This is a genomic window from Aliivibrio sp. S4MY1 (genome assembly GCF_028765545.1).
In the GTDB taxonomy this organism is placed as follows: Bacteria; Pseudomonadota; Gammaproteobacteria; order Enterobacterales; family Vibrionaceae; genus Aliivibrio.
Window position 1 is genome coordinate 92,923 of record NZ_JARACP010000008.1, and the last position, 23,656, is coordinate 116,578.

At 39.2% G+C, this 23,656-nt stretch carries 23 protein-coding genes; 14 read left to right on the top strand and 9 right to left on the bottom strand.

Annotation, left to right across the window (positions count from 1 at the left end; all coding sequences use genetic code 11):
* Nucleotides 1-335: 335 nt before the first annotated feature.
* Nucleotides 336-1,181: a hypothetical protein gene (locus PVK71_RS10660; protein ID WP_274418426.1), complete on the top strand. Its 846-nt coding sequence runs from the start codon at nucleotides 336-338 to the stop codon at nucleotides 1,179-1,181.
* Nucleotides 1,172-2,110, top strand: coding sequence for a hypothetical protein (locus PVK71_RS10665; RefSeq protein WP_274418427.1), 939 nt, complete (start codon nucleotides 1,172-1,174; stop codon nucleotides 2,108-2,110). The genes PVK71_RS10660 and PVK71_RS10665 overlap by 10 nt, the downstream gene beginning before the upstream one ends.
* A 434-nt stretch (nucleotides 2,111-2,544) precedes the next feature.
* Here the strand turns inward: PVK71_RS10665 and PVK71_RS10670 are convergent, their stop codons facing one another.
* From PVK71_RS10670 to PVK71_RS10680, 3 genes are all read right to left on the bottom strand, one after another.
* Nucleotides 2,545-2,787, bottom strand: coding sequence for a hypothetical protein (locus tag PVK71_RS10670; protein WP_274418428.1), 243 nt, complete (start codon nucleotides 2,785-2,787; stop codon nucleotides 2,545-2,547).
* A 132-nt stretch (nucleotides 2,788-2,919) separates the two neighbouring features.
* Nucleotides 2,920-4,491, bottom strand: coding sequence for a cryptochrome/photolyase family protein (locus tag PVK71_RS10675; RefSeq protein ID WP_274418430.1), 1,572 nt, complete (start codon nucleotides 4,489-4,491; stop codon nucleotides 2,920-2,922).
* Between the two features lie 37 nt (nucleotides 4,492-4,528).
* Nucleotides 4,529-4,681, bottom strand: a complete 153-nt coding sequence (locus tag PVK71_RS10680; protein WP_338000078.1) for a DUF2256 domain-containing protein — start codon at nucleotides 4,679-4,681, stop codon at nucleotides 4,529-4,531.
* Nucleotides 4,682-4,882: 201 nt separating this feature from the next.
* Between PVK71_RS10680 and PVK71_RS10685 the strand changes: the two genes are divergently transcribed.
* Both PVK71_RS10685 and PVK71_RS10690 read left to right on the top strand, forming a co-directional pair.
* Complete coding sequence (locus PVK71_RS10685) at nucleotides 4,883-5,158, top strand: DUF3081 domain-containing protein (RefSeq protein WP_274418432.1); 276 nt, start codon at nucleotides 4,883-4,885, stop codon at nucleotides 5,156-5,158.
* Nucleotide 5,159: 1 nt separating this feature from the next.
* A complete protein-coding gene (locus PVK71_RS10690) occupies nucleotides 5,160-5,699 on the top strand; it encodes a CIA30 family protein (protein ID WP_274418433.1) in 540 nt (179 codons plus the stop codon).
* Here PVK71_RS10690 and PVK71_RS10695 read toward each other — a convergent pair.
* The gene (locus tag PVK71_RS10695; protein ID WP_274418434.1) at nucleotides 5,662-6,549 is read right to left on the bottom strand and encodes a LysR family transcriptional regulator; all 888 of its coding nucleotides are present in this window, start codon (nucleotides 6,547-6,549) and stop codon (nucleotides 5,662-5,664) included. The two genes, PVK71_RS10690 and PVK71_RS10695, sit on opposite strands and share 38 nt — an antisense overlap.
* A gap of 133 nt (nucleotides 6,550-6,682) precedes the next feature.
* Here PVK71_RS10695 and PVK71_RS10700 point away from each other — a divergent pair, with 133 nt between their 5' ends.
* Nucleotides 6,683-8,368: an amidohydrolase gene (locus PVK71_RS10700; RefSeq protein WP_274418435.1), complete on the top strand. Its 1,686-nt coding sequence runs from the start codon at nucleotides 6,683-6,685 to the stop codon at nucleotides 8,366-8,368.
* Nucleotides 8,369-8,425: 57 nt separating this feature from the next.
* On the opposite strand, the gene PVK71_RS10705 is transcribed toward PVK71_RS10700, so the two are convergent.
* Together PVK71_RS10705 and PVK71_RS10710 are read right to left on the bottom strand one after the other, a co-directional pair.
* On the bottom strand, nucleotides 8,426-10,042 hold the full coding sequence (locus tag PVK71_RS10705) for a GTPase family protein (RefSeq protein ID WP_274418437.1): 1,617 nt from the start codon (nucleotides 10,040-10,042) through the stop codon (nucleotides 8,426-8,428).
* The gene (locus PVK71_RS10710) at nucleotides 10,029-11,126 is read right to left on the bottom strand and encodes a YcjF family protein (protein WP_274418439.1); all 1,098 of its coding nucleotides are present in this window, start codon (nucleotides 11,124-11,126) and stop codon (nucleotides 10,029-10,031) included. Before PVK71_RS10710 ends, PVK71_RS10705 begins: the two co-directional genes overlap by 14 nt.
* 449 nt (nucleotides 11,127-11,575) lie before the next feature.
* Between PVK71_RS10710 and PVK71_RS10715 the strand changes: the two genes are divergently transcribed.
* The 4 genes from PVK71_RS10715 (at nucleotide 11,576) to PVK71_RS10730 (ending at nucleotide 15,604) form a co-directional block, all read left to right on the top strand.
* Nucleotides 11,576-11,995 (top strand): Hsp20 family protein, encoded by a 420-nt coding sequence (locus tag PVK71_RS10715; protein ID WP_274418442.1) that lies wholly within the window; start codon nucleotides 11,576-11,578, stop codon nucleotides 11,993-11,995.
* A gap of 214 nt (nucleotides 11,996-12,209) precedes the next feature.
* Complete coding sequence (gene dnaK / locus PVK71_RS10720) at nucleotides 12,210-14,108, top strand: molecular chaperone DnaK (protein ID WP_274418443.1); 1,899 nt, start codon at nucleotides 12,210-12,212, stop codon at nucleotides 14,106-14,108.
* A gap of 168 nt (nucleotides 14,109-14,276) precedes the next feature.
* Complete coding sequence (locus PVK71_RS10725) at nucleotides 14,277-15,281, top strand: J domain-containing protein (protein ID WP_274418444.1); 1,005 nt, start codon at nucleotides 14,277-14,279, stop codon at nucleotides 15,279-15,281.
* Between the two features lie 152 nt (nucleotides 15,282-15,433).
* Nucleotides 15,434-15,604, top strand: coding sequence for a hypothetical protein (locus PVK71_RS10730; RefSeq protein WP_274418445.1), 171 nt, complete (start codon nucleotides 15,434-15,436; stop codon nucleotides 15,602-15,604).
* A gap of 88 nt (nucleotides 15,605-15,692) precedes the next feature.
* On the opposite strand, the gene aqpZ is transcribed toward PVK71_RS10730, so the two are convergent.
* On the bottom strand, nucleotides 15,693-16,379 hold the full coding sequence (aqpZ, locus tag PVK71_RS10735) for an aquaporin Z (RefSeq protein ID WP_274418446.1): 687 nt from the start codon (nucleotides 16,377-16,379) through the stop codon (nucleotides 15,693-15,695).
* A gap of 280 nt (nucleotides 16,380-16,659) precedes the next feature.
* Nucleotides 16,660-17,232 carry a YceI family protein gene (locus PVK71_RS10740; protein WP_274418447.1) on the bottom strand — a complete coding sequence of 191 codons (573 nt, stop codon included), beginning with the start codon at nucleotides 17,230-17,232 and terminating at the stop codon, nucleotides 16,660-16,662.
* A gap of 247 nt (nucleotides 17,233-17,479) precedes the next feature.
* Between PVK71_RS10740 and sbcB the strand changes: the two genes are divergently transcribed.
* From sbcB to cdd, 4 genes are all read left to right on the top strand, one after another.
* Nucleotides 17,480-18,904: an exodeoxyribonuclease I gene (sbcB, locus tag PVK71_RS10745; protein ID WP_274418448.1), complete on the top strand. Its 1,425-nt coding sequence runs from the start codon at nucleotides 17,480-17,482 to the stop codon at nucleotides 18,902-18,904.
* On the top strand, nucleotides 18,901-19,251 hold the full coding sequence (locus PVK71_RS10750) for a CidA/LrgA family protein (RefSeq protein ID WP_130046250.1): 351 nt from the start codon (nucleotides 18,901-18,903) through the stop codon (nucleotides 19,249-19,251). The genes sbcB and PVK71_RS10750 overlap by 4 nt, the downstream gene beginning before the upstream one ends.
* On the top strand, nucleotides 19,251-19,928 hold the full coding sequence (locus PVK71_RS10755) for a CidB/LrgB family autolysis modulator (protein WP_130047939.1): 678 nt from the start codon (nucleotides 19,251-19,253) through the stop codon (nucleotides 19,926-19,928). The genes PVK71_RS10750 and PVK71_RS10755 overlap by 1 nt, the downstream gene beginning before the upstream one ends.
* A 148-nt stretch (nucleotides 19,929-20,076) precedes the next feature.
* A complete protein-coding gene (gene cdd / locus PVK71_RS10760; protein ID WP_274418449.1) occupies nucleotides 20,077-20,985 on the top strand; it encodes a cytidine deaminase in 909 nt (302 codons plus the stop codon).
* Nucleotides 20,986-21,054: 69 nt separating this feature from the next.
* Here the strand turns inward: cdd and PVK71_RS10765 are convergent, their stop codons facing one another.
* The gene (locus tag PVK71_RS10765) at nucleotides 21,055-22,221 is read right to left on the bottom strand and encodes an amidase family protein (protein WP_274421809.1); all 1,167 of its coding nucleotides are present in this window, start codon (nucleotides 22,219-22,221) and stop codon (nucleotides 21,055-21,057) included.
* Nucleotides 22,222-22,439: 218 nt separating this feature from the next.
* On the opposite strand from PVK71_RS10765, the gene purT reads away from it, so the two are divergent.
* The gene (gene purT / locus PVK71_RS10770; protein WP_274418453.1) at nucleotides 22,440-23,615 is read left to right on the top strand and encodes a formate-dependent phosphoribosylglycinamide formyltransferase; all 1,176 of its coding nucleotides are present in this window, start codon (nucleotides 22,440-22,442) and stop codon (nucleotides 23,613-23,615) included.
* Nucleotides 23,616-23,656: the final 41 nt, after the last annotated feature.

Here is a 23,656-nt window from a genome sequence, read left to right on the forward strand (position 1 = left end):
CGTTAATTCGTCGCTTTACTTTGAGTAATTAAGAAAATGGATGTAGTTTTGTCTGCATCCATTTTTTGTAATTGGTTTTTGAGCATCGCTTTATCCCCGATAAGGGATAATTCCTGATTTATCCTCGATCGGGGATATACATAATATGTATGGGACCTATCTCCTAATTCACCCCAAATACTTAATGATATTTTTAGATTTCGTGTGAACAAGAAAAAATTAAATCGTTCGGATATTTTTTGTTTTTCGGTAGAATAATCAAAAATACAGAACAATATTGATTAGCAACTAGAAGGAGTAACCTTACTCTTTTATAACACTTATTGAAGGCATCAATGGAACAAGCTACCCCCAACGATTTGGTAAATAGAAATCTACCCTTACCATCATTACTTGAACGTGCCGATGAAAGAGAACTTAGTACGTTAGCAGACCTAATCACCGACAAGGGTAAAGGACGACTGATGTTGGACAGGCATCTAAAAGAAGTGATTCTCTCCTTTCAAACGAAAAACAAACTTCATGAACTGGCTCATATCCTTGCCAAAGAAATTTGTGCGTTTGGTGGTAATTCAACTGTAAGTATTTTAAGAAGCGGAGAGGTAACTCAATACCACTCTATTTTAAAAAATGTGGCAAAAATTTTAGGTGCGGAATCAAAAAAAACCGATGTTTATTCACTCGAGAGAGGCGTTCTTGCTGCTCTAATTTACAAAGTAGTAAATGACAAAAGCAATGATGAGTTACATGAGGACTTGAAGTGCGACGACAGAAAATCCAACGCTTTGATAGCGAAATCCATTCACAATACGCAGAAAGACAAGCGTGAGCATTTAGTTGAAACGATACTCGACGTATTTGATATTGAACTGGTACGTAAACTAGTTCAGCGTGCATTAACTGAGAAATACATTCTTATGCTTTGTTCTGGCATTGGAGCAGTAACGGGTAGCGGCATATCTGCAGCTGGAATTATGGCTACCGCAAAATTGGCGGGAGGGATGGCTGTTCGATTCAATCCCCTTACGGCAGTGATCTCAGGCGCAGCTAGTGCATTTTCGTTGAGCGGTCCTGCTTTTCGTATAGTTATTCCTGCCGTCGTGCAAATTGCCCTGATTCGTTATCACCAAATAGCTTTAGAAACCCATCAATTCTGTACGGAGTTAGAATCATGCCTATAGCTGAAGCAGCAAAATTGACTCGAGAAATGCCAAGTCTGACTGATCTTAAAGAAGGGATTATTTCAGGGAAATACAAAGTCTGGGGCGGCGTTGTACGTTTAGCCAAAGGGCAACGAGGTGCGGGGCAAATTGTCGGGCATTTGGTGATTCCTGATAATGCAGACGAAGCCTTGGATAAGTTAGGCGGACAACTAGGCACAATGCAAAAGCAATTAAGTGGCTTACAAAGCCTCCAAATCGCAAACCTTGCAATGTCAGGGCTAAACCTTGCGGTAAGTGCTGCCGGATTTGCGATTGTTTGTAAAAAGCTTGACCACATTTCTTGTATATTGAAAAGCCATACGGAAAAACTGGATTCGCTTCTTGATCTCGCTCAGAAGCAAGATTTGCGAAATACTTTGAGCGAAGCGGCTAGATTTAGTGGAATAATTAAGTCTGCAAGACAGTTCTCTGAAACTGGAGAGTTTGAACAGCTAAAGTCATTGATTCGACCAATCAACGAGCAATATGAGTTTACGAAATACCTTCTTCTAGATGCGACTAGATCCGCTGCAAAACATATTTTCATTGCATCTATTGACGAAGTGGAGTGTCTATCCGACCGTTTAGTGCACTTGGCACTTATTAAAGCTCACATTAACCAAAAAGTAGGACATACTCAGTTTGCAATTGAAGCAATGGAAGACCTCCAAAAAGATTGGTTGAATTTAAACCAAAATATCGTAACAGCGTTTACGGAAAATAAAGCGTTTGTCTCCGGACTTAGTATCGATAGTGCGAGTAAAGTGAGAGCTTTATTGGAGTTTCGCCAGAAGCGTCTTCCTGCTATTGAGTATCAAACAAACGTGCTAAAACTGTTAAAAGAAAAACCAGAAACTGCTCAGTTACTTGATGTGTCCAATGATCAAATACTCTTTATAGCAGCCTAACTTTCATATTATTAGGAACGAATATACGCATTACTGCTCTCACTGTAGAGCGTTATAGGGATAAAAAGTTGATTTTCGGTTTGCCGAGTCTTGTGGGGGTAACCATAGGTGCTGTATGCTTAGTTTTATTTTCAGTGCTTTTAATAAAGATATTAAAGCATTAGAAGAGCAAATAAAAAAACTAAATCATTATGTTACCAAGAAGATGATATTAGTAAACTCGCCAAACAGCACAAAAAGCTAGTTATAGCCAAAAATGAAATAAACTCAGACCTAGTAAAGAATCACTAGCGTAATGAAAGAACAAAGCCACTTTATCTATGGGCTTTGTTCTTAATGGCCGTAAACTAAGTTATAAATACTCAAGCATTTTTCATCTCTAGCTTGCCTCTAAGTAACTGCGCTAACACCGAATGAGACAAAAATAAGCTAGATCACTCCCATGTGTTTTTTCGTTTTAATAGCTTTTTTATGCCTTCTAAAGCTGCAAGATCTGGATCTGAATTTAAAGCAGTAACAAATTTTTCGTATTCGTCATCACTTAACGATATTGGTTCAGCCTGATTTAGCATTTCAGTCCACTCTCCAATCTTAACTTCATTAAGCTCATCAGAATGAGCTGTATACGCCGTTAAGCTATCTAGCAGATCACCTTCGGTAAATCTATTCTTATTCATCACATACAACCTGTCAGGAGATTTGAATTATCTACATTATAGCAAAATCAGTTAAACTGCTGTTAGAGCGAATATTCTGAAACAAACTTCGGGACACAAACAAGTAACATTAAATAATGTTTAATTAAAAACCTACAACTCCTCAAGATTCAATAGCAACAATTTCGCTCTATCTAATATCGCTTGCTGCTGTTCTTCTGATTTTTTCTTCCAATTTGCATAGACCATTCTAGTGCGTGGATTATTATTAAATGCCTCAATATGTGTATGCATAAAGTGCCAATACAGTGCATTTAGTGGGCATGCTTTTAGTTCAGTTATTTGCTTCACGTTATAGTGACAATCGGAGCAATAATCACTCATTTTATTCACGTAGTTACCACTGGCAGCGTAAGCCTTAGAAGCAACAATACCACCGTCTGCAAACTGGCTCATGCCCCGCGTATTTGGCATTTCAACCCACTCGATTGCGTCGATATAAATCCCTAAATACCACTCATCTACTTCGTCAGGTTTAATGCCCGTTAATAAACAAAAATTACCGGTAATCATTAATCGTTGAATATGGTGTGCGTAGGCAAAATCAAGAGACTGTTGTATTGCATGATGCATACAATTCATTTTTGTTTTTCCTGTCCAAAACCAACTTGGTAATGATAATGACGCTTCAAGTGTATTTAGGTTTTGATAATCAGGCATATTGCGCCAGTAGATCCCACGAACAAACTCTCTCCATCCTAGAATTTGACGAACAAAACCTTCTATCTGAGCAATATCTATGGCATCTGGGCGTTGATTAAATTCCGTAATAGCAGCATCAATCACTTGCATGAGACTAAGTATTTTTGCATTAAGAGCAAAGGATAAACGGCTATGAAACAAACTCCATTGTTTTTGTGTGAGTAAATCATCAAGTTTACATGCCATTGCATCTTGAAACTTCCCAAACAACGGTAAGCAATAGCGACAGAAAAACACTAATAACTCACTCGCCTGCTGCCAATTTACAGGCCATAGTAGGTGATTATCCGCTTGGCCTATCATCGTCACATTACGACGTTCTAAGCGCTCAAGAATATCAGTGACACCGTTAGCGAATAATAATGGCGTGGGTACACTATCAAACTCGCTCGGCTTTAATTTGTTTTGATTTGCACCATCAAAGTTCCACTTGCCTGCAACGGGGTCCCCCTCCTCCATCAGTATATTAAAGCGCTTTCTCATTTTACGATAAAAGGGTTCCATACGATGATGATGGTTCGGCTTAAACTCTTTTTCAATTAGTGTTTCAGAGAGAAAGAAGTGTTCACTTTCATAAGCTTGAGAAGATATTGCTAACGACAAACAGTATTTATCAAGCATGTTACGTAAACGGTATTCGTCAGGGAGTTGATACTCAAAATGGGTAATATGGTGCTCAGCAATAAGATGGTTTAATAAATCCTCTATTCTTTCAAATGGCTTCGTATCGTCCAAGGTTAAGTGCATCACTCGATGCCCTGCACTTTCTAATGCGGCTGCAAATTGGTTCATCGCAGCAAAAAAAGCACACACTTTTTGTACATGGTGTTTTACATAGGTGGTTTCTTGATGCATTTCTGCAATCACGTAAATCGTTTGTGGATCGGTGTGTTGAAACCATGAATGGCTAGCATTTAATTGGTCACCTAAAATAAGTCGTAATCGGTCAGCTGTATCGTTCATAATCATCCTTTATCTTAAATCTTCATATGTGGATTTATTATTCACTTTGATGTCGTAAAGACCGACAACGATTAGAGCAATATTTAACCATTGGCCAATCTCGCTCCCATTTCTTTCGCCAACTAAATGGTCTCTGGCAAACAACGCATATCTTTTCTGGCAACTGTGATTTTTTCATGTTGCTCTCCATAACGTCATTGATCGCTCGATACTAAAAACGGAATCATTACCGATCTACAGAGAAATTACGCAGGAAAGCACTTTGTGGTTCACAAAAAGATCAACTAATTCAAACTAGTTAATCGAAATGGTGATCTAGGTATAGTGCAAGCTCGTAGTTAGTTTAGTAATAAAAAAGTGCTTTTATTTGTATACGAACGAGGAGTTACATATGGATAACAGACTGACGATTAAAGAGTTTCTTAGAGTATTTGAGTGCGTTCGCTCATCAGGACATATTCTCAATGACAAATATGTATTGGGCGAGCTTTATGCATGGCACGATTACGATGGATATACTTGTTGGCTGGGCTATAAAGATGTGACCGTCACGCTGATGTTTCATGGCTCTCTCAAAATCGAATTTGACCGCGCATCAAACTATGCTGATTTCACGACACAGTGTTTGTCAGTGATCACGGAAAATCATAGTGTTAAGGAAAGTTAGGATGAGTGAACAACAATTTGAAATTATTGATTTTACAAACCCCGACGAGTATCAACGGTGGTCTGCGGTAAATGACAACGTAATGGGGGGTATTTCCATTGGCCAACTTCACTACGATGGAAATACATGCCGATTTCAAGGTGAATTATCATTAGAAAATAATGGAGGCTTTAGCTCTATCAAGCGCTCTATTGAATCTCTATCTAAAGAGATAAACGTAATAGAACTCATGTTTACGGGTGATGGGCATACCTATCAATTAAGGCTTACCACGTGGAAGAATGGTGATCGCATTCAATATAAACACGATTTTACCACCACTAAAGATAAACAGCAGAAAAAGACATTTCACTTACACAATTTTCAAGCTGTTTTTAGAGGGCGATTACTTAATCACGCTCCCGAGCTTGTAGCGGACGATATCAAACAAGTTGGCTTTCTCATTGCGAATAAACAAACATCACCATTCGCTCTAGGTTTGACTCAAATTCAATTTAAAACACTCAAAAACCATCCCACTCCTCAATCCATTCCAGAATAAGCCCAAACACTTCTACCTCTGCTTTGCCGTAACAATAAAAGGCATTAAGGCCAAACGACACGTTGCTTCCTAGCTCTTTTAGCTTCAATTCAACCAACTCACCTCGTTCTACATATGGAGTCATGTAATGCCTTGGCATAATTGTCCAACCGCTCTGTTTTACTAACTCACATAGGAGATCGTTATTACTGACGGTGTGCATTTTTGGTGAAACCTGAATCGAGGTTAAATTAAATTTTAAGGTCACGAAGTTCTCTGTGACGTATTGAGTATCTAGCATTAAATTTTCGATCTTTAAATCATCAATTAATGCCAGAGGTGAGTTGACGCCTGCATAGCAGCCGACTTGGATCGGTTTTATCGCTTTCCATGTGACTTCTTTCTCTGCAAATAACTGCCCACGATATGGCATGATGGCAATATCACATTCGCCTTCTTGCAATTTATCCATTGCTTCCTGCCGAGTGCGATGCTTCCAATTTATAACGATGTCTGAGTTGTAACCCATCACTCGTTTCTCTATGTATGTAATCAAACTTAGCGGGGTGATCACATCATAGTAAATCGTAATGGTATGAACATTTGAATCATACAAGGCTTGGCTTTGCACAAACAGGGAGCGATTTTGTTTTTCAACTAACTTAGCGCGGTGATACAAATGATCGGCTTTCTCAGTGGGAATGGCTTTTCTGCCTTCTATCACAAACAGCGAATAACCTAACAGATCTTCATATGCCACCACATGTTCACGCACTGTGGTTCGGGATTTTTTAAGCTCTCGCGCTGCACTGCTGTATGAGCCATGTTCATACACGGCAACAAAAGCACTCACTTGCTCTAATGTATGCATTCAATCACTCCTTTGATTTTATATTTCCACCCAACTTGTTAGGTATACCCTATCATAATTGATTTCTTTGTTTTGGTATTACATGAAAAGATATTACTTAATTTATAGTTATGGCAAAAACAGAGAGGACATTATGAAGACGTTCCCATTGAGTTTATTAGCTGGCTTTCTTGCTTCACCTTTTGTGTTGGCTTCACCCGATCTGATTTTTACCAATGGTGACGTTATTACCGTGACGGGTGAATCTGATCGCGCAGAGGCTATCGCTATTAAAGATGGCATTATTGTCGCGGTAGGCAATAACCAAGAGATCCTTAAGCAAAAAGGCACAAATACCCAAGTTCGAGATTTAAAAGGCAAAACCCTTGCGCCGGGATTTATCGACAGTCACGGCCATTTTGCTCAATATCTTCCTTTAATTGAAAGCCCATTTCTCTACCCTGCACCAATGGGCAATGTGAACTCGTTTGATGATATTAGTGAAATAATGACGCGCTATTTTAGTCAACCGAACCTTGATAAAAACAGTCTTCATGTTGCTTTTGGTTATGATGATGCGGAGTTAAAAGAGAAACAACACCCAACTAAGCAGTTCTTTGATACGTTCAGTAAAGAGTACCCTTTCTGCGCTGTGCATATCTCAGGACACCTTGCGGCCTGTAACAGTAAAGGTCTAAAGTTTATTGGGTTCACTAAACAGAGCACGAACCCAGATGGCGGTGTGTTACGCCGTGACGATAATGGTGAACTGACTGGCGTATTAGAAGAATCTGCTATTTACCCTATTTTAGGTAACCTGCCAGAAATGACACAAGAAGATGCGATTCGTCGTTTTGGTAAGGTTCAAGACTTATACGCAGGCTATGGCATTACTACCACACAAGAAGGCTTAGCGACACTTCCAGCTCTTAATGCAATGAAAACCATGGCAGAGAGTGATTTGTTAAAAATTGACCTTCTTGCTTACGCGAAATGGATAGATTTAGAAGAAGCAGTGAAATTAATGCCGATGAAATCTTCTATCAATGGCTTAACGTTAGCTGGGGTTAAAATGGTGGGTGACGGCTCTCCACAAGGTAAAACCGCTTATCTCTCGACGCCATATTTTGAGCCACCACACAGCCACGCTTATGATTACCATGGCTACCCAGTACTAACTCAAGATGAGATGAACCTATGGGTGGATAAAGCGTATCAAATGAACGCTCAAGTGATTAGTCACAGCAATGGCGATGCATCGACAGATATTTTATTAAATGCGGTTGAGCTTGCTGATGCTAAATATGGCAAAGAAGATCGCCGAACAGTTGTGATCCACGCTCAAACTTCACGTTTAGATCAAATTAAGCGCATGAAGAAGAATGAGATGCTCGCTTCTTTTTTCCCTGCTCATACTTTCTTTTGGGGTGATTGGCACCGTGATTCGGTGTTAGGCCCTTGGCGTGCATCCAATATCTCGCCTATGGGTTGGGCAAATTCAAATGATTTGATGTTTACGATTCACATGGACGCACCTGTATTATTCCCAGATATGATGACCAATATGTGGAGCGCAGTAAACCGTGTAACTCGAAGCAACCAGACACTAGGTGAGCATCATAAAATTACACCATATCAAGCGTTAGAGGCCATAACGATTAATGCGGCATATCAAAACTTTGAAGAAAAAAGTAAAGGATCGATTGAGGTTGGAAAACGTGCTGACTTGGTGATTTTAAATGAGAACTTACTTAAGATTGACCCAATTAAAATAAAAGACATCGCTGTTTTAGAAACCATTAAAGATGGAAAAACGGTGTATGTAAATCGTAATTATTAGCCCCCTATAAATACATCGCCACCTCTATTATTAAAGGTGGCGATTTATAATATAAACCTACTTAATCTTTTTCTTTATTGCCATTTCAGCCAGTTTTGGGGCTGCTGCTTTTAGGGCACTTGGCGCTACCTTTTTACCAACGTTAACTGCGCGTCCCAGTTGTTTTTTCAATGATGCGCCTGTCTCCATCGCTTCTTTACGCTGACGATTGCGTTGCACGTTATAAGCTTCAGCTATCTTATCTACTAACGTCTGTTTTAACTCTTCAACACCAAAATGCGTCTTATCTATTGAGATTGATAACGGTAAAACAAGATCGGGACGCAACAGCTTTTGGTTATATTCCATCGCCTGTTTAATCACTTTAGCTTTCGCTGCTGTTGGACGTTCTAGATCGTAAGGTGGCTCCCACTCCCAAGCCGGATTTAATCTATCAACTTGGTTTACTACTGAAATAACCGTTGGCTTTTTGCGAGAGATATTTTTTGGATCGGCATAATACAATTCAAATTTTTCATTCAATTGCTTATCAAGTTCACGAGCCGATTGGTTTGCTTTTAATACCCACAATACTAAATCCGCTTGCGTCATCTCTTTTAGCATCTGTTTTTCAGTTTTTTCGTTACCGTCTAGTCCTTGTAAATCAACCACATTCACTTCTGCGTCATTAACAAGTGCACTATAAACAGTTACGTTATCGGTTGATGGCAGTACATCTACCTCTGCAACAAATTCTTCTTTTAATGTGTTAATAATCGACGACTTACCAGAGCTTGTTTGCCCTACCATCACAATGCGGATCGGCTCTAACTCTGTCGCGACTCTCTTTTCATCTTGCTTTGAAATCTTTGATGCTTGTAAGTCGCCCTCTTCCAAACTAAAACGACCACTGTATAAATCAATGGCAACCGCAGCCACTTCATCTAATAAGGCTTCTTTTGCGGTTTGCTGCATATCAGACACTACGCCTTTGGTCATTGATGCAGTAGCTTGCTCTCGACTAAGATCAGAAATAACTTTTAGCGGATTATAATAAAGATTTTTTGCATGATTCGCCCAGATAGCTGCTTTCACTATCTTTTGACCAAGATCGCCATATTTATCATAGGCGTCATATCCTGCTTTAATGTACGAAAGCTTTAAATACTCAATGCCTGGAATGTGTTCTTGCACCACAACTTTGTATCGCTGACTGATCTCTTCAAACAGCTTTAGGCCTTCAGGTATTGAGAAATCTAACGCTTTTTTATCAAATTTCGTTGCCACAAACTCAAGAACATCTAAGCCTATTTCATCAAGGTTTCCCCATTCGACATTGTCTTTTAATAACTCTCGCGAATAGTGTTGAGATTGTTTCCATATCGCTAATTCATTATGAGACCACTCTTCAGAGGCTTTAACTAAGCCGTCTTTAATCTCAATTTTCGTTTCTTCTGTTACGGCTTTAACTGGTTTATCTGCGGTGCGGCTTAGAATAAATAAAGGAATACTAACCGCTAACGTACTGATAGCAATGGTAATGGAGAGTTCTAATAGGTAGCCATATTTGATTGTAAGAAACAGAGCAAAACCCATCATAATGATGACAGGAAGCACTGAAGAGATAATGATGATCCCCCAACGTCCGCCAGAGAGATCCGACAATAAACGATATAGACGTTTAATCTTGTGCATAGCCTGACGCCTCCTTACCTTTTTTCAACGAATTTTTATAGAGATCTTGCATGTCTTGCTCAGAAACTTCTTCGCCTTTACTTTTATGATAGAAGTAAAAACAAGCTGCTCTGCCTAATCCATAAGTGGTGCCAAAACTCATTGCAGCAGCCGCAACCGCACCCACGGTTTGACCATAAACAGGAATGAATTTTACCAATTGCCTTGCGCCTAGTTTTACCCCATATTGCAAAGCAAAACTGCTGCCGAGAGTGCCTATCAGTTCACTAAAGGTTTTCTTGTTCCACTCTACTCCATATTGGTTGGCTAAGCTGTGTAACATTTTGGCTTGAATGGCAGGAACAGAGACTAACCCTACTCCAGGAATTAAATCACTTGCGCCTGCACTGCCTGAATACCAAAGCACTTCGTTCTCTACCTTATCAAAGTTCTCTTCTTCTACTGTAGCGTGCTCTTTATCATCCACCATCATGCCGATAACTGGTAATACCTTAGTGAGTTTTTCTATTAGTTCATCATAGTTATATACCGAGCCGTTACTAGTTTCAAAATCAACCGAGATTGCCTCAACATTTTTACCCCATACCTCTTTAACCTGCTGTTCGTTAAAAGTCGTTTGGCGATCACGATTTGCCTTTTCACTAAGAAGTACCGCGGTATGAATCAACAACAAATGCTTAATTTTCTTTTTCTTCTTGATCTGTTTTAGTGCCGCTATGACTGAAGATTGTTCTGGTTCATCGGCCTTCATGACAACGACAAGTGCATGACCTGATTGACCTATTTCTTCAAGATCATCTTTTGGATCGTAATCGGCTTCACCTAACCCTCTGGTATCTAGAAAACGCATAATTGGCTTATCTTGCGGAAACTCATACGCCTCGGCGGTCATGGTGCAAGGAGCAAAACCATTGCCAACCTCAACCGATGAAAGCCCTGTTAGCGTTTGAATGAAAGAGGATTTACCCGCGCCTGTTTTACCGAGCAACCATAAGGTGGGTAAATGCTTGCGCTGAAACTCGTGAGCTTGAGTTAAGTCTGGGTTTTTACTTGGATTTATGAATTCTTTAATTTGGTCAAACATATCATTCCAATTAGTGAGGAGAAGAAACTATCAATATTTCGTCTTATTAAATAAATTATACTCATACCTTTTCAAAATACAACATAGCAACCCATATATTAACTTTAATCACCTATACAAGAATTGCCATTTAAATTTCAATAACATCAAAAAACAAATAATCATTAAATTTTCTAATCAAAGTGTTGACAGCAAAGTTTCGGAAGCATATATTGATTACATGAATTGCCATTTGGAGTTCATTGATAACTGGTTCGCCTTATTATAGGGAACAAAACGTTATCACAATGAAGCGGCTCTACTGATTACTTACTAAAGAATAGTAGCGTTGTTTCTAACATTTAATCCTGAACCATATGTCATTAATGAGTCTACATTGGCTCTGAATATGAGTTCTTTCTCCTCGCTTAGTGCGTCGAGAACTATTGCTTATTTAAAAGGATAGTATTATGCGTAATATCGATTTCTCTCCCCTGTACCGTCATGCCATTGGTTTTGATCGTCTGTTTAATCTTGTAGAAAACAGCGCTAACAAACCATCTCAAAATGGTTACCCACCATATAACATCGAACAGAAAGACGAGAACAACTACCGTATAACAATGGCTGTTGCTGGTTTCTCTGAAGATTCGTTAACAATTTCTCAAGACGAACATATGCTGATTGTGTCAGGTGACATTACTTCATCTGAAATAAAACCAACTTACGTTTATCAAGGCATTGCAGAGCGCAACTTTGAACGAAAATTTCAACTTGCTGATTATATGACTGTTTCTGCTGCAAGCATGGAAAATGGATTACTTCATATCGATCTTGTTCGAGAAGTTCCAGAGCCTATGCAGGCACGTAAGATTTCAATCAACAAATAACACCTATTTCCGTTAATCATAGGCAGTAATAACACGTTGTATTTACAATTAAAAATACAGCCCTCACCTATTGATTAACGGAAATTAGCATCATCATATTTCATTGAGAATAGCGTAACTCCGTAAATACACACTCGATTTACGCTTATTAAAAACATCAAATTTAAATTATTTGCATTAAAATAACTAATGTGAATTCAAAGGAAAAATTATTATGGGTAAAATCATTGGTATCGACCTAGGTACAACGAATTCTTGTGTTGCTGTTTTAGATGGCGACACACCACGTATCTTAGAAAACGCAGAAGGCGAACGTACAACTGCATCGGTTATTGCTTACACAGATGGCGAAACACTTGTTGGTCAGCCCGCTAAACGTCAAGCGATTACTAATCCACAAAACACATTGTTTGCGATTAAGCGTCTGATCGGTCGTCGTTTTGAAGACGAAGAAGTTCAACGTGATATCGAAATCATGCCGTACAAAATCGTTAAAGCTGATAACGGTGATGCTTGGGTTGAAGCGCGAGGCCAAAAAATGGCTGCTCCTCAAGTATCTGCTGAAATTCTGAAGAAAATGAAGAAAACAGCTGAAGATTTCCTAGGCGAAGAAGTAACTGGCGCAGTAGTAACTGTACCTGCTTACTTTAATGATGCTCAACGTCAAGCAACGAAAGATGCTGGTCGTATCGCAGGTCTTGATGTTAAACGTATCATCAACGAACCAACAGCAGCAGCGCTAGCTTACGGTCTAGACAAAAAAGGCGGCGATCGTACTATCGCAGTATACGACCTTGGTGGTGGTACATTCGATATTTCTATCATTGAAATCGACAACGTTGATGGCGAGCAAACGTTTGAAGTGCTTGCAACAAACGGCGACACTCACCTAGGTGGTGAAGATTTCGATAACCGTATGATCAATTTCTTAGTTGATGAATTCAAAAAAGAACAAGGCATTGATTTAAAAAATGATCCACTGGCTATGCAACGAGTTAAAGAAGCAGCAGAAAAAGCGAAGATTGAACTGTCTTCAGCGCAACAAACGGACGTAAACCTTCCTTATGTTACTGCTGATGCAACGGGTCCTAAGCACATGAACGTTAAAGTGACTCGTGCAAAACTGGAATCTCTAGTAGAAGACCTAGTAATTCGTACGCTTGAACCATTAAAAGTAGCTCTAGCAGATGCTGATCTATCTATTGATGGGATCACTGATGTTATCTTAGTAGGTGGCCAAACGCGTATGCCTATGGTTCAAGCTAAAGTTGCTGATTTCTTCGGTAAAGAAGCGCGTCGTGACGTGAATCCTGATGAAGCAGTCGCAATGGGTGCAGCCGTTCAAGCTGGTGTATTGGCTGGTGATGTTAAAGATGTCCTTCTTCTTGATGTTACTCCTCTGTCTTTCGGTATCGAAACGATGGGTGGCGTAATGACGAAACTAATCGAAAAGAACACAACAATCCCAACGAAAGCGGACCAAACGTTCTCAACGGCTGAAGATAACCAAAGTGCGGTAACAATCCACGTACTTCAAGGAGAGCGTAAGCAAGCGACATACAACAAATCTCTAGGTCAATTTAACCTAGAAGGTATCCAAGCAGCACCACGTGGCATGCCACAAATCGAAGTAACATTCGACCTAGATGCTGATGGTATCCTAAACGTATCTGCAAAAGATAGAACAACGGGTAAAGAACAAAAGATCACTATCAAAGCATCTGGTGGCTTAACTCCTGAAGAAATCGAAGCAATGGTACAAGAAGCCGAAGCGAACAAAGACGCGGACAAAAAGTTTGAAGAGTTAGTAACAGCTCGTAACCAAGCGGATCAAATGATCCACGGTACGAAGAAACAAATCGAAGAAGCAGGCGATGCCCTTCTAGCTGACGATAAAGAAAAAATCGAAGCAGCAATCAAAGCACTAGAAGACGTTAAGTCAGGCGATGATAAAGAAACAATCGATACGAAAACTCAAGAGCTAATGCAAGCAGCACAAAAGCTAATGGAAATCGCTCAACAGAAAGCTCAAGCACAACAAGGTGCTGACGCAGGAGCGCAATCTAAACAAGAAGACGATGTGGTAGATGCAGAGTTTGAAGAGGTAAAATAATACCTCATTTACACTAATTAAGTGTTAACAAGTAGATTTAGGGCGTATAGAGGAAACTCAATACGCCCTTTTTTTCACAATTCAACTGTACAAACCTTTTATCTTTACTTTTCTACCTTCCTATCGCTACACTATTGCCGCCTTTTTATTGCTAATAACTGACAATTTATGATCCGCTCTCTATTACTCGCTGTTGTTTTACTTTTCAGTCTCACTTCCCATGCCGATCCTCTTGAGGAAAAAGCAGAATTGGGCGATGCTCGCGCACAAGTAAAATTAGCAATGGAATATGAATCTGGAACTAACCGCCCTATTAACATTGACCATGCTATTCAGTGGTATAAACAAGCGGCAATTCAAGACAATACAACGGCTCAATTTAACCTTGGTCAGATCTATAAAAATGGCTATGGCATTGCTCAAGACTCCAAGCAAGCCATTTATTGGTTTACTCGAGCAGCCACACAAAACCACCCTCCTTCTCAATTCTATTTGGGTGAAATTTACGAATACGGTTTATCTGGCAGTGTCGATTTATACAATGCCTCATTGTGGTACCAAATCGCGTCTCATAATGGCCATGGAGAAGCAATGCTTGGATATAAACGAGTATTGGCCTCCTTGGCTGAACAGCAACATAACTCTAGGCTAAAGCAAGAGCTTGAAGCATCTGAAAAAACCAATACGCCTAAGGTTACTGAAATTACACCAGAGCCAAAAACCATCATCATTACAAAAATGGAAAAACCAACTGCTCTGATCACCTTTGGTAGCTATTTATTAATAGCGATTATGTGCACTATTTTGGTTTTCTTACTATTTAGATTAAGAAAGACGTTCAGTGAAAGTAAAAATGGGAATACTCAATCAAGCTTTGCTAAATCACTGCAAAATGAAAAAATCAAACAACTGCAAGATTCTAATGAAAAATTGAAAATAAGATCCGACGCTCAAGAAGTTACAATAAAGCGTTTAAATATCGAACTTGATAACACAAGAAAATCATCGTCACCACAATTTAGTCCTTGCCAATTGCTTGGTATAACGGCGCAAAGTGATAACTCAGAGATTAAAAAACAATACAGAAAGCTTGTACAACTCCACCACCCTGATCATGGTGCAGATGGTGTGATGTTAGCTGAAATAAATAAGGCCTATAACCAAATAAAATAGTGCTACTCGTCAAAGCTACTCGACAAAAAATTCAGAAGACCTTTACAAATTATTGCATCTCTATATACTCTGCATCACTTTTGCATGTTACGAAAATGTAACGAGAATCATATAGCGTGTAAATTCAAAGAATAAATAATAGAGAAAGTCATATGTTTAATTTAGAAGGTCACTGCGACTGGTGTAGAAAACCAGCGATGGTATTACAGCATCAATACTGTGATGGCGCAAAGTACTACGCCTGCTCAAGCTGTAATGATTACGCTAAAATCGATATCAGAGAATACGATTTAGCTGAGATGGAAAGCGTAAATCAAAAGTAATCATTTAACTCATCTAAAAAGAAGTTAAATAAAAAATGCCGATGACGTCAATCATCGGCATTTTTGTTTGTATTCAAACTCTAAAAGATTATGACTCTTTTGCCATTACTTTATAGATAAGTGCACCAATTACGGCACCTACAATGGGAGCAACCCAGAACAACCAAAGTTGAGATGTTGCCCAATCACCTACATAAACGGCAACCGCTGTACTACGAGCTGGGTTAACAGAAGTATTAGTAACAGGAATACTGATTAAGTGGATTAGTGTTAAACATAAACCAATTGCGATTGGAGCAAAGCCAGCAGGAGCACGACTATCCGTTGCACCCATGATCACAATTAAGAACATAGCTGTCAGCACAACTTCTGTAATCAATGCCGCCGTCATAGTGTAACCACCTGGAGAGTGCTCACCAAAACCATTTGATGCAAAACCACCAGCAAGATCAAAACCAGCTTGACCACTTGCGATTAGGTATAAAATACCACCCGCTGCAATACCACCAAGAACTTGAGAGATGATGTATGGCACTAAGTCTTTAGCGTCAAAACGACCACCCACCCATAGACCAATTGATACAGCTGGATTTAGGTGACAGCCTGAGATATGACCAATAGCAAACGCCATTGTTAATACTGTTAGACCAAACGCAAGTGCTACGCCTACAAAACCTATACCTAGCTCAGGGAAGCCAGCGGCTAATACAGCACTACCACAACCGCCTAGCACTAACCAAAACGTACCTATAAACTCTGCCATGTATTTATTCATAATTATTCCTTAAAGTTATTATTACTTGATTTCGCTTTAATTTTTCATCTCGAATCAAGTTATTGTTCAAAAAGAATATAGGTGATAATTAACAAAATAGACACTTTTAGGCTTTCATTTATCTCTTATTTTCACTTTTAAGACACAGTTCCAAAGGCTGTAACACTAATTTATACTGTAATTACAGATGTTTGAAGGCATTACACAGATCAATTTAATCGCGCGATAATAAAAAAAGCCTAGAAATATCCAGACTTTTTTATAATTAAGAAGTAAATACTTATTTTTTAAATACTAATGCAAGGGAAACTGGAACTCTATCCGATATTTTTATTCCACCAACAGTTGCAGCAAGTTTCGTTAAATTCTCAGTAGGAAGCCCAAAATCTGAAGCGCCTACAATTACTGATGAAGACGAGCTCACCATTACATAGTTATCATTTTTTAAGATTACAACAGGAAAACCAATTGATTTTGTTTTGCCATACATTGTGACTTGCACAGGAATAACTAGCTTTTTAGGTCCATTAGATAACGCAACCAAGTCCACTTTACCGCTTACTTTAACGTCAGGGTATTTCACTGACTCAAAGAATATATCATTCAATCTAGTATCTCTAATAGGGATACCAGTACTGATCCCTTTTAGATTTACATCGATAGAAAACTGCCCACTTTCACTTAATTCACCAGATAACGTGTTTATTGTGGCCGGTTCTACAACAAATTGGTTTTTAATTGTAGTAAAGCTGACTGAAGATAATTTAGATTCTAAAAGATAGTTATCAGCAGCTAAAGAGTGGGTAGACATCAGAGCAAGAGCAAGACTAAAAGAAGATAATATTTTTTTCATTATAGTTAACCTTATATTGAGTTATTGTTTGAATCGATCGAATAATACTCCTAATAAAATGAATCAAATAAAGAATTAAATCGATTGATCTAAAGCGTTTTTTCAATGAGATCTAGCCCACAATTCAATCATTACAAATGAACTATTTTTAAATATGTAATAAAGCCTCTATCTTCTTTCCCTAATCCCTTGCGATTATGTGATAGATCTCTGATAATTAATGTATTGCTCTTAATTGGACACACTTATGCCGCAGGATAACGCACCAAGTTTCTTCTTCTTTGATTATGAAACATGGGGAACTAGCCCATCTCTCGATCGCCCATGCCAATTTGCTGGGGTTCGTACCGATGAAGATTTCAATATCATTGGTGAGCCATTAGTTATTTACTGCCGCCCTCCCATTGATTATCTGCCCTCTCCTGAAGCGTGTTTAATTACGGGTATCACACCACAAACCGCAGTAAGCAAGGGCTTATCTGAGCCTGAGTTTATCGCCAAAATTCATCATGAGTTATCACAGCCAAATACGTGTTCATTAGGCTATAACAACATTCGTTTTGATGATGAAGTCTCTCGCTACACCTTATATCGTAACTTCTTTGAACCGTATGGTTGGAGCTGGCAGAACGGTAACTCTCGTTGGGATTTACTTGATGTGATGCGTGCTGTTTATGCCCTACGTCCTGAAGGCATCGAGTGGCCAAAAGACGAAGAAGGCAAACCAAGCTTTAGATTAGAAAAACTCTCTCAAAAAAATGGCATTGAACACACAAATGCCCACGATGCGATGGCCGATGTAATTGCCACCATCGAGTTAGCTAAAGTGGTTAAAAAAGCACAACCAAAAATGTTTAACTACCTGCTTTCTATGCGTCATAAAAAGAAAGCGGCAACATTAATCGATATTGTTGAAATGACACCGTTAATGCACGTGTCTGGTATGTTTGGCGTAGATAGAGGCAATATTAGTTGGATTGTTCCTGTTGCTTGGCACCCAACTAACAACAACGCCGTCATTACGATTGATTTAGCGTTAGACCCAAGTGTGTTCCTAGAATTAGACGCCGAGCAATTGCATCAACGCATGTATACCAAGCGTGCTGATCTTGCCCCTGATGAATTACCGGTACCTGTAAAACTAGTTCATTTAAACAAGTGCCCTATTCTTGCTCCTGCAAAAACATTAACGGCTGAAAATGCTGAAAACCTAAATGTAGACAGAGCTGCCTGTTTAAAAAATCTTAAAGTTATCCGTGATAATCCAGAGATCAGACAAAAGCTAATTGCGCTTTACAGCATTGAACCTAATTACGAGAAATCGACCAATGTAGATACGCTTCTATATGATGGTTTCTTCTCTCATGCTGATAAAACGACGATTGATATGATCCGTCAATCAACGCCTGAACAGCTTATCGATTTTGAACCTAATGTCACTGACCCTCGCATTAAACCATTATTGTTCCGTTACCGTGCGCGTAATTTCCCGCATACGCTTAATGAAGCTGAACAATTAAAGTGGCAGGCTCATCTGCAAGATTATTTCCAAACCCATTTACCTGATTACGAATCAAGTTTTGAAACTTTGTATTTGGAATCTGAAGGTAATGACAAGAAAACCGCTATTTTGCGGGCCGTTTATAATTACGTACAACAGTTAGTATCATGATTAAATACCTTTATTCTTTCGCATGGATTTTTGCTTCATTGTTTGCTGGAAACGGCATTCAATCGTGGTTAAATATTTCAGTACCGGGCAGTATTATTGGAATGCTGATTTTATTCACTGCAATGGTCATTGGTGTATGCAGGCCGGACTGGGCTGCGACAGGTTGCCAATTCTTCATGCGGAATATGTTGATTTTATTTATTCCAATCTCTGTTGGGTTAATGACGCATTTCGATTTATTAATCAACAATGCGATTCCAATCATTGTCAGTACCGCTGGTGGTTCATTATTGGTTTTAGTTTGCCTTTCATTACTTATTGATCGTCTTGATAGAGGAAACAAATAATGTGGGTCATTTTAACCGTTATTGTTTTTTATTCAGCACGTTGGTTCGCTAAACGTTTTCCTCACCCAATCAATAATCCATTATTGCTGAGTGTTTTTATCGTTATCCCGATCTTGATGGTATTACAGGTACCTTATGAAACTTACTATGCCGACAATGCATTTTTAAGTTACTTGCTGCAACCTGCTGTTGTTGCTCTGGCGTACCCGCTGTATGAGCAGTTACCGCATATTCGTGCAAACTGGAAAATCATCCTACTTGCTTGTAGTGTTGGCTCACTGTTCTCTATGCTGTCAGGTGCTTTCTTAGCGGTATGGATGGGGGCTGATATGCAATTGGTTGCGAGTATTTTACCAAAATCAGTGACCACACCGATTGCGATGGCTATCTCAAGCCAATTACAAGGTGAGGCGGCTATCGCGGCTATCTTAGTGTTATTAGCAGGCTTAATGGGCGCTATCTGTGCTTACCCTATTTATAATATGTTGGGAATTAAAAGCTCACTGGCAAGAGGATTAACCATGGGTAATGTCTCTCACGCCCTTGGTACTGCACAAGCTGCTGAAGTTAACTCTCAAGATGCGGCGTTTAGCTCTCTTGCCTTAGTTATTTGTGGGATCATCACTTCATTAGTTGCGCCACTTATTTATACATTATTGGTATTTATAAAAGGCTAATTGGTTAAAACCCCTTCAAATCAGTGTGACATCTCTCTCATTGATGTAAATAATGTATCTTTACATCAATGAGTGTGATATTGATCTATGTTTCTATGGCTATAGTCCCTAATAATGAGCCCAGAAGAAATTAAAAAGGATCACACTGATGACCACTCTACACTCTACAACAGTACAACAACGCTTAGAAAATGCCCTTTCTGATCTGCCTGCAGATTTACAATCAGCGCTGTCTTCTTTCATTAACACCCAATTTAAAGGCATCATTACTAAAGCGCAGTTTCAAGGCCTACTTGCTGACAGCAAACTTAGTGACAAAGAATTACGTTTAGCCTTACTTCCTCTTGCCGCGGCTTTCTCTGTTGCCCCAATTTCTAATTTTTATGTTGGTGCGATTGTTCGTGGTAACTCCGGTGACCTTTATTTTGGTGCAAACATGGAGTTTAGTGGTGTTCAATTAGGCCAAACGGTTCATGCTGAGCAATCTGCGATTAGTCACGCTTGGATCAACGGTGAAACCGGAATATATGACATTACTATCAATTTCAGTCCTTGTGGCCACTGTCGTCAATTCATGAATGAACTAACAACGGCTGATAGTTTAATGGTCCAATTGCCTGAGCGTGATGAGAAGTCATTGCAAGAGTATTTACCAGAATCATTTGGTCCTAAAGATCTGGGGATTGAAGGCGGTTTATTAGCGTCTGTATCGCATAATCTAACACTAGAGACGGATTCTGCTTTATTGATTAGTGCTGTAGAAGCGGCAAACCATAGTCATGCACCTTATTCACACAACATCAGTGGTATTGCGCTTGAAATGAAAAGCGGTCACATTTATCACGGCATGTACGCTGAGAATGCGGCGTTTAATCCAAGCTTACCTCCACTTCAAGTGGCCCTTATTCATGCCAATATGTCACGCGAGTGTTTATCTGAAGTTAAAGCGGCAGCGCTAGTTGAGAGCCATAAAGGTGAGATCAGCCATTTAGCTATCACTCAAAGTACATTAGAAGCGTTGAACCCTGATGTAACATTAGAATACGCATCTATTTAATAAAGAATCACTTAAAAAAAGAGGAGGTTATTAATTTAACCTCCTCTTTTTTCTTCTATTTAATCGCTATTATTGATTACTTTTCCAACGAATAGCAGCATCAATCAGTTGTCTATCCATGCCTTGCTTACCCAATAAAGAAATCCCCCATGGTGAATTATTTACGGTAAACCACGGCAAATGCAACTGAGGTAAGTCAGCCAAGCTTGCTAACGATGTATATCTCAATATCTTATCGTTCAAATTATACAACTGCTCTGCTGAAGCCGAAATTGGTGGTGCCGTATTGGCTGTTGTTGGCATCAATATGAGTGTTTTCTCATCCAAAAGAGAGTCCAACACTGAGAGAACCAGCTCTTTTTGCTCTAATGCAATGCGTTCATCTTTATATTTTAATGTACCAAGCCATTTTAATTGCAGCTTAATTTCATTGCTTAATTCTGGGCTATTTTGCTCAATCCATGGCTCGATATTTCGCAAACCTTTAGTTGCTGATATAACTTTAAAGCTTTCCGCCGCTTTAGTGGTAATGATTTTACTGATCGCTTTACTTCTTACCACATCATATGGCGATGACGACAATAATTTCTCTAATTTATTTTTCGCCTCTTCAGGAACATCACTGAATAGACTATCTAGCACCACAATTCGCTCAACGGTTACCAATGGTGACATTGGCGTTAATACGGTTGCTACTTTTCTAATATCTAATAAATTTCGAGCAACCCAACCTAATGCAGTCTCTTCTTGAGCGATAGAAAACACGCCGTCCATATTAATGGCGTTGACTGATGCTTTAAATCCATATAAGCCAGCGTATAGCGCTGGAATACGAATTCCACCATTTAAGTCTGTGCCTAAACCAAAGTCAGCAAAGCCATTAGCTACAGCAGCTACAGCACCACAAGAAGCTCCTCCTATGGATCGATTCGGACTATTAGGATTTAAAATTGGATCGTAATGCGGGTTATTGCCATGTAGCCCAACCCCAAATTCATCGACTTGGGTTTTCCCAACAAATAGTGCTCCTTTTTGTAATATCAGATCAACTACTGGTGCATTTTCTTTTGCTTTTTTCTGTTGGGATAACCAAGTAGGGTTACCTAATCCATTTGGCGTATCTTTAATATTGATACAATCACTTACGACAAATTTTTTATTTTCTAAAGCGCCATAAAATGCACTTTGTTGTTGCTCTCCAGAGTGAGTTACGCAAGGCATCAAATTATCCATCATTTCATACAACTATTTAATAACAAAGGAGCATACCTATCATTATAGTGATTACAAATAATCATATTCAGCAAACTTATCATTTAGTTAATAGTGTGATTAAGCTCTCATGAAGCTACAGATAGAAAGTGATGAAAGACAAAAGCAAACGTTTTCGTATTTATCTAATTTTAGTATCATACTCATATAACCACTCCCCCACTATTACATGAGAATTAATTATGTTTGGTACTGCTCTATCCTCTTCTGCAACAAAAGTATTATTACTTGGTTCTGGTGAACTTGGCAAAGAAGTCGCAATTGAATGTCAACGCCTAGGTTTAGAAGTTATCGCTGTTGATCGCTACCTAAATGCGCCAGCGATGCAAGTCGCTCATCGTAGCTATGCTATTGATATGTTAGATGCAGATGCCCTTGAAGCTATTATTCAAAAAGAGCAGCCAGATTACGTCGTTCCTGAAATTGAGGCAATCGCAACCGATAAATTGGTAGAATTAGAAAAACAAGGGCTTAATGTCGTTCCTACAGCGAATGCAACAAAACTCACAATGAACCGTGAAGGCATTCGTCGCTTAGCCGCTGAAGAATTAGGCTTACCTACTTCTCCTTATCGCTTTGTAGATACGTACGAAGAGCTAGTCGAAGCGGTTAAATTTGTCGGTATGCCTTGCGTTATTAAACCAGTGATGAGCTCTTCAGGTAAAGGTCAGAGTGTAATTAAAACTGAAGCTGACATTAAAGCCTCTTGGGATTACGCTCAAGATGGCGGACGATCTGGTGCCGGTCGCGTGATTATTGAAGGGTTTGTGGATTTTGATTATGAAATTTCATTACTAACTGTTCGAGCCATTGATGGCGTTCATTTCTGTGCACCAATTGGTCACCGACAAGCAGATGGAGATTACCGTGAATCATGGCAGCCACAAGTAATGACGGAAGCGGCACTTAAACTGGCCCAAGGCGCTGCTGAAAAAGTCGTTAATGCCCTTGGTGGTTATGGCTTATTTGGTGTTGAGTTATTTATTAAAGGTGACCAAATTTACTTCAATGAAGTCTCTCCTCGCCCACACGACACAGGTTTAGTAACGCTAATATCTCAAGAAATGTCTGAATTTGCGCTTCATGTTCGTGCATTTACTGGCATGCCAATTAATAATATTACTCAATATGGTCCTTCGGCATCATCTGTAATTCTTGGCCAAGGCTCTTCGGCTAATATTCGTTTTGATGGTTTAACTGACGCACTTTCTCAACCTCAAACTCAGATAAAATTATTTGGTAAACCAGAGATTGATGGACGTCGACGTTTAGGCGTAGCAATGACTCGCCGTAACAATCTTGAAACCGCTATTGAGGATGCAGTAACGGCTTCAAATAAAGTACAAGTGATCTATTAAGTTAAAAATCTGTATAACAGAATGATTTCAAATACCGTTCT

Bases quoted from the DNA above. Each gene is read 5' to 3' on its own strand.
- PVK71_RS10660 (WP_274418426.1), top strand. From the start codon at position 336: ATGGAACAAGCTACCCCCAACGATTTGGTAAATAGAAATCTACCCTTA.
- PVK71_RS10665 (WP_274418427.1), top strand. From the start codon at position 1,172: ATGCCTATAGCTGAAGCAGCAAAATTGACTCGAGAAATGCCAAGTCTG.
- PVK71_RS10670 (WP_274418428.1), bottom strand. From the start codon at position 2,787: ATGAATAAGAATAGATTTACCGAAGGTGATCTGCTAGATAGCTTAACG.
- PVK71_RS10675 (WP_274418430.1), bottom strand. From the start codon at position 4,491: ATGAACGATACAGCTGACCGATTACGACTTATTTTAGGTGACCAATTA.
- PVK71_RS10680 (WP_338000078.1), bottom strand. From the start codon at position 4,681: ATGGAGAGCAACATGAAAAAATCACAGTTGCCAGAAAAGATATGCGTT.
- PVK71_RS10685 (WP_274418432.1), top strand. From the start codon at position 4,883: ATGGATAACAGACTGACGATTAAAGAGTTTCTTAGAGTATTTGAGTGC.
- PVK71_RS10690 (WP_274418433.1), top strand. From the start codon at position 5,160: ATGAGTGAACAACAATTTGAAATTATTGATTTTACAAACCCCGACGAG.
- PVK71_RS10695 (WP_274418434.1), bottom strand. From the start codon at position 6,549: ATGCATACATTAGAGCAAGTGAGTGCTTTTGTTGCCGTGTATGAACAT.
- PVK71_RS10700 (WP_274418435.1), top strand. From the start codon at position 6,683: ATGAAGACGTTCCCATTGAGTTTATTAGCTGGCTTTCTTGCTTCACCT.
- PVK71_RS10705 (WP_274418437.1), bottom strand. From the start codon at position 10,042: ATGCACAAGATTAAACGTCTATATCGTTTATTGTCGGATCTCTCTGGC.
- PVK71_RS10710 (WP_274418439.1), bottom strand. From the start codon at position 11,126: ATGTTTGACCAAATTAAAGAATTCATAAATCCAAGTAAAAACCCAGAC.
- PVK71_RS10715 (WP_274418442.1), top strand. From the start codon at position 11,576: ATGCGTAATATCGATTTCTCTCCCCTGTACCGTCATGCCATTGGTTTT.
- dnaK (WP_274418443.1), top strand. From the start codon at position 12,210: ATGGGTAAAATCATTGGTATCGACCTAGGTACAACGAATTCTTGTGTT.
- PVK71_RS10725 (WP_274418444.1), top strand. From the start codon at position 14,277: ATGATCCGCTCTCTATTACTCGCTGTTGTTTTACTTTTCAGTCTCACT.
- PVK71_RS10730 (WP_274418445.1), top strand. From the start codon at position 15,434: ATGTTTAATTTAGAAGGTCACTGCGACTGGTGTAGAAAACCAGCGATG.
- aqpZ (WP_274418446.1), bottom strand. From the start codon at position 16,379: ATGAATAAATACATGGCAGAGTTTATAGGTACGTTTTGGTTAGTGCTA.
- PVK71_RS10740 (WP_274418447.1), bottom strand. From the start codon at position 17,232: ATGAAAAAAATATTATCTTCTTTTAGTCTTGCTCTTGCTCTGATGTCT.
- sbcB (WP_274418448.1), top strand. From the start codon at position 17,480: ATGCCGCAGGATAACGCACCAAGTTTCTTCTTCTTTGATTATGAAACA.
- PVK71_RS10750 (WP_130046250.1), top strand. From the start codon at position 18,901: ATGATTAAATACCTTTATTCTTTCGCATGGATTTTTGCTTCATTGTTT.
- PVK71_RS10755 (WP_130047939.1), top strand. From the start codon at position 19,251: ATGTGGGTCATTTTAACCGTTATTGTTTTTTATTCAGCACGTTGGTTC.
- cdd (WP_274418449.1), top strand. From the start codon at position 20,077: ATGACCACTCTACACTCTACAACAGTACAACAACGCTTAGAAAATGCC.
- PVK71_RS10765 (WP_274421809.1), bottom strand. From the start codon at position 22,221: ATGATGGATAATTTGATGCCTTGCGTAACTCACTCTGGAGAGCAACAA.
- purT (WP_274418453.1), top strand. From the start codon at position 22,440: ATGTTTGGTACTGCTCTATCCTCTTCTGCAACAAAAGTATTATTACTT.